General features: G+C 41.0%; 3 protein-coding genes. All 3 read right to left on the bottom strand.

What is annotated here, in order from left to right; translation table 11 throughout:
- Positions 1-113: 113 nt before the first annotated feature.
- Entirely contained in the window at positions 114-1481 is a 1368-nt protein-coding gene (locus NJ959_RS27050; RefSeq protein WP_254014861.1) for a DUF1822 family protein, read from the bottom strand.
- On the bottom strand, positions 1474-2934 hold the full coding sequence (locus NJ959_RS27045) for a hypothetical protein (protein WP_254014860.1): 1461 nt from the start codon (positions 2932-2934) through the stop codon (positions 1474-1476). The genes NJ959_RS27050 and NJ959_RS27045 overlap by 8 nt, the downstream gene beginning before the upstream one ends.
- A gap of 321 nt (positions 2935-3255) precedes the next feature.
- On the bottom strand, positions 3256-3636 hold the full coding sequence (locus NJ959_RS27040; protein ID WP_254014859.1) for a DUF7682 family zinc-binding protein: 381 nt from the start codon (positions 3634-3636) through the stop codon (positions 3256-3258).
- Positions 3637-3804 lie beyond the last annotated feature (168 nt).

The following is a 3804-nucleotide window of genomic DNA, read 5'->3' as shown; positions in this document are numbered from 1 at the left end:
AGGGAGACAAGGGAGACAAGGGAGACAAGGGGGCAGGAGAGTTTTAATTCAAAACGGACTTCGTCCCGCTGCGCTAACAAAACTCAAAACTCCCTACTCCCTAGCCACTATAATTAGGGATTAAAACTAAAGGGAGGCAATGTCTCTTCAATCACCGAGCCTAAACTAACTGTAGCCAGAAATTTTTCATCCCAATTACCGACTACACTAGTAAATAAATAGGACGAATTATCATCTACATCTAATCCCTGTTCCACTAAAATACCACTTCGATCGCTAACCCGTAATTTCAAACCATAAGGGATAGGTATTCCTGATGGTGTTCCCACAATAAGTAATAACGTCCACTCCGAAATTTCTCCAGATACCAAAGCCCAAGTAAGAGCATACAAGCGCAAGGAAACTCCGGCTAATTCCAGATTACGATAAGCACCTTTAGCTTCAGAGGGAATATCTAGATTATTATTGTGTAATTCTCTAATAATCACCTCAAATTCTTCAGTTGGCGATAGCGTTGCACTGCTCCTTCCAGATCGCAAAGCCGCAGCAGGTGTAAGATTAGGTAGTAATTGCCAGGAAGATTCTCTTCCTAATTCATCCAATTCATTCCATAACCAACTTCCCACATTCATTGCTTTTTTAGTTAACAGTTGCAGGAAATCTGATAGGTAATTCGTCAAATTAAGATTGGAAACTGATTTTTCTTGACTCTGTAATTGATAAATCCAATTGAGTAATTCTGGACTCGTGAGAACAACTGCCCCTTCTTCCCATGTCAAAACTTGCCATAGCTGACTTTCTGGAGATTGTAATTGAGGTAACAATCTTGCCAAATGCGAGCGGATTTTAGCAAGCTCCATTAGCCGATTATTTGGTACTGTCGGTAACAGCATCGCACTTGGGGACAAACAACGCAAATTAAGCAACAAGCGATGGCAATTTCCATCAAACCAGGTTAAGGGTAATTGATAAGTCCAATCTTCATCCGCCTGTAAATTTACCGTTTCTCGTAATTCAATAAGCTGATGGTAAGATAAAAAACCACGAATAATAGCAATTTCCTCCTCTTCTTGCACCTCCATTAAAACATAGAAATGGGGCACAAATTCTGGCAAATCGACAATAGCTCTAGGTATAGTTATTTCTTCATTCGTGAGACTGCCAGTAGTAATTAAACAAAGTTTAAAATTATTGATTTTTAAATCAATAATCGCTTCAATGAAGTTAGCAATTTCCGGTTTAAATAGAGATGATTTTTCTACCTCAATCTCGATCAATGAATCCCTCTGTGCCAACCATTCCTGGAAACCAAACAGCGCCAAACCATTAAGATAAGTTTGCCATTGCCGTTGTGCGTTGGGAATTTGAGCAGATAGTTTTGCTCCTCGATCAATTGCTACTGGAGATAGAGGAATTGTCTCTATAGGTAAAACTTCAAAATCAAGCAACATTTCCGTAGTAAAATTAGAGTAATTATTCATAACAGTTGCTCCTGATATCGAGGTAATGGCAGAGTCTTTGGGAAAAGAAGCTGCTCGTGGTATGATGTTTTTCAATAGTGGCTGTACTTGCTTCCATTGCCGCCTCCTGAATGACATTAGCAATTTGTTCGTTGAGAGCTGATTCAATTTCCTGATGAAGGGTTTGGAGGCGCTGAGAATCTGAATAGGCTTTCGCTTGGGCAAAAACGCGATCGCGTAATAAGATTAACAAGTGTTGTTGTACATCGGCACGAAAAGCTTTAAGTTTGAGTAGGCGGCTGATATGAAACTGAGCTTTTAACTCTAGCTGTTTGGCAATTTCTGACATCGATAGCTCTTGACAGTGAAATAGCTGCAAAGCGATAATAAATTTTTGAGCTTTTTCTTTGTCTCTGGTTTCTAAGGTTTTGACGCGCTCCCCAGTGACTTGGGCAATTGCAAGATCTAAACAATGGAGAAATTGTTGGCGATATAGTTTTAAAAATTCAGTTTCATCGTCAACTATGTCTGAATTAGGATCTGGTATAGTTTCCGTTAAACTAATTGGATCTCTTTCATCATAATGTATACTACCACCGCGCACGCGAATCCGATATTCTCGCAAACGAGATGCTATATTTTGCAGTTTTGTCAGGAGGATAGCTGGAGGAATATTCCGATTGGTTTTATTGGATAAATCCTGACTAATTTCCTGCAATTGTTCTAAGGTGGGGGATAGACATTTTCCCTTGATTCCAGCTTGACGCTGTTTCAATCTTTGAGCGCGATAAACGGCATGGTAACCTTCTAAAATTCGTTTATCATCCTCAACTTCTACTCTTGTTAGGTGGTAAACCTGGTCGAAAATTCGCTCTATTTGTTTGGGAGTGGTATCATTAAGAATTGCCCAATCGCTAACCAGATAAATCCCCTGTTCGAGTAAAAAAGCATTGATATCTTTGTTAGACTTTACCCGCCGAGTTGTCCAGGTGGCTAAACTACTTTGGTTTGGATCGAAGCTATCCACGATATCATCTAAGAAGGATTGATAAGTTATTTTTTTCTCTTGATAGTTTCTGCGGTTATCCTCATCTAAAACAAATGGCAATAAATCTCTGTAGGTAAAGCCGTGATTTTCGCCAAACTGCGCTGCCAATTGATGGCAAACTCGTTCAATTTGACTAGAAATAAAGCATTTGAGACAGAGTTTGGCGAGAAAACATGGTTCATTCGCTTTTCTTTGACTCGTTCCTGCTAGCTCTTGACAAATTCCCTCATCTGTGTATTCATTAATTCCCCCTTTCAGCCAATGGAGGAGTTGACGCTGAATCAGAGTATCTGGTACTTCGGTGCTAGCCGTGAATTCTGGAAATGATGTCAGGAAAAACGCCTTAGCAGAGTCAATCTGCTCAATTTTCCGTCCTCCAGCCCCATCAATTTTAATAATTGTCCAGTATCTCGATCCAGTACTCATCGCGGTTTTACCTGGCTGAGATTGTCGGTAATCGCTTCATTCATTAGTCTCACCTCCAATAGTCTAAAGTTAATTTCAGGTCAGAAGTGTCTCTCATTTGTACCTAACTCTCAGGCAGCAAAGCTTATGCAGTTGGTTGTTGGTTGTTAGTTGTTAGTTGTTGGTTGTTGGTTGTTAGTCATAGCAATTGCTAAGGAGGCTAGGACAAGGAGCCCAGAGCCAATTGTTAAAATTTGCAAGTTGAGAATATCCTAACTGCTGTGGCGGTTGCTATAAAAGCCAATAACCAATAACCAATGACCAACAACCAACAACCAACAACTAACCCCCAGGCTTGTCAACGTTGTAATCTTCGTGAGACAAGACAGCATGAGGAATAACAAAGCTACCTTTGTCGTAGCAGAGCATTCGGTAGTGGCGGGTAACGGGAATACTAATAATAAAACGGTTGTGGCGCAGCCGCTTCCCGCCAAATTCTCGGTAATTCTTATGACTTTCTAATCCAGCAATGATAATACGAGCTTTGACCACGACATGGGCCGGAAGCTCTTTTAAGTCAATGGGATCCTCGGCGAAAGTAGACTCCCACTCCTGCTTTTGCTGTTTTTTAGCATCCCGTGCTTTATGTTCTTGTTCGCATCGGTGGCAGGCTTGACCATATCCTTTATGACCGCACGGAAATGTCTTTTTTCTTCTGGACATATAACGGTGGTATGGGCTGAAACCCACAACCTTACAACGCTGCTACCGCTACGGGTGAGCGACGGGTAGTTGACTCCTCAAATTGAGGTCGCTGAAATAGAGGCAAAATTTGCCCCTTTAAATTATGTTAATTCAAGAGGGTCAACTTTTTGAGGTATGGGGGAATGG

Source organism: Limnofasciculus baicalensis BBK-W-15 (genome assembly GCF_024178385.1).
Taxonomy (GTDB): domain Bacteria; phylum Cyanobacteriota; class Cyanobacteriia; order Cyanobacteriales; family Coleofasciculaceae; genus Limnofasciculus; species Limnofasciculus baicalensis.
Note: the sequence above shows the minus strand (reverse complement) of the source record. Positions and strands in the feature narration are given on the sequence as shown.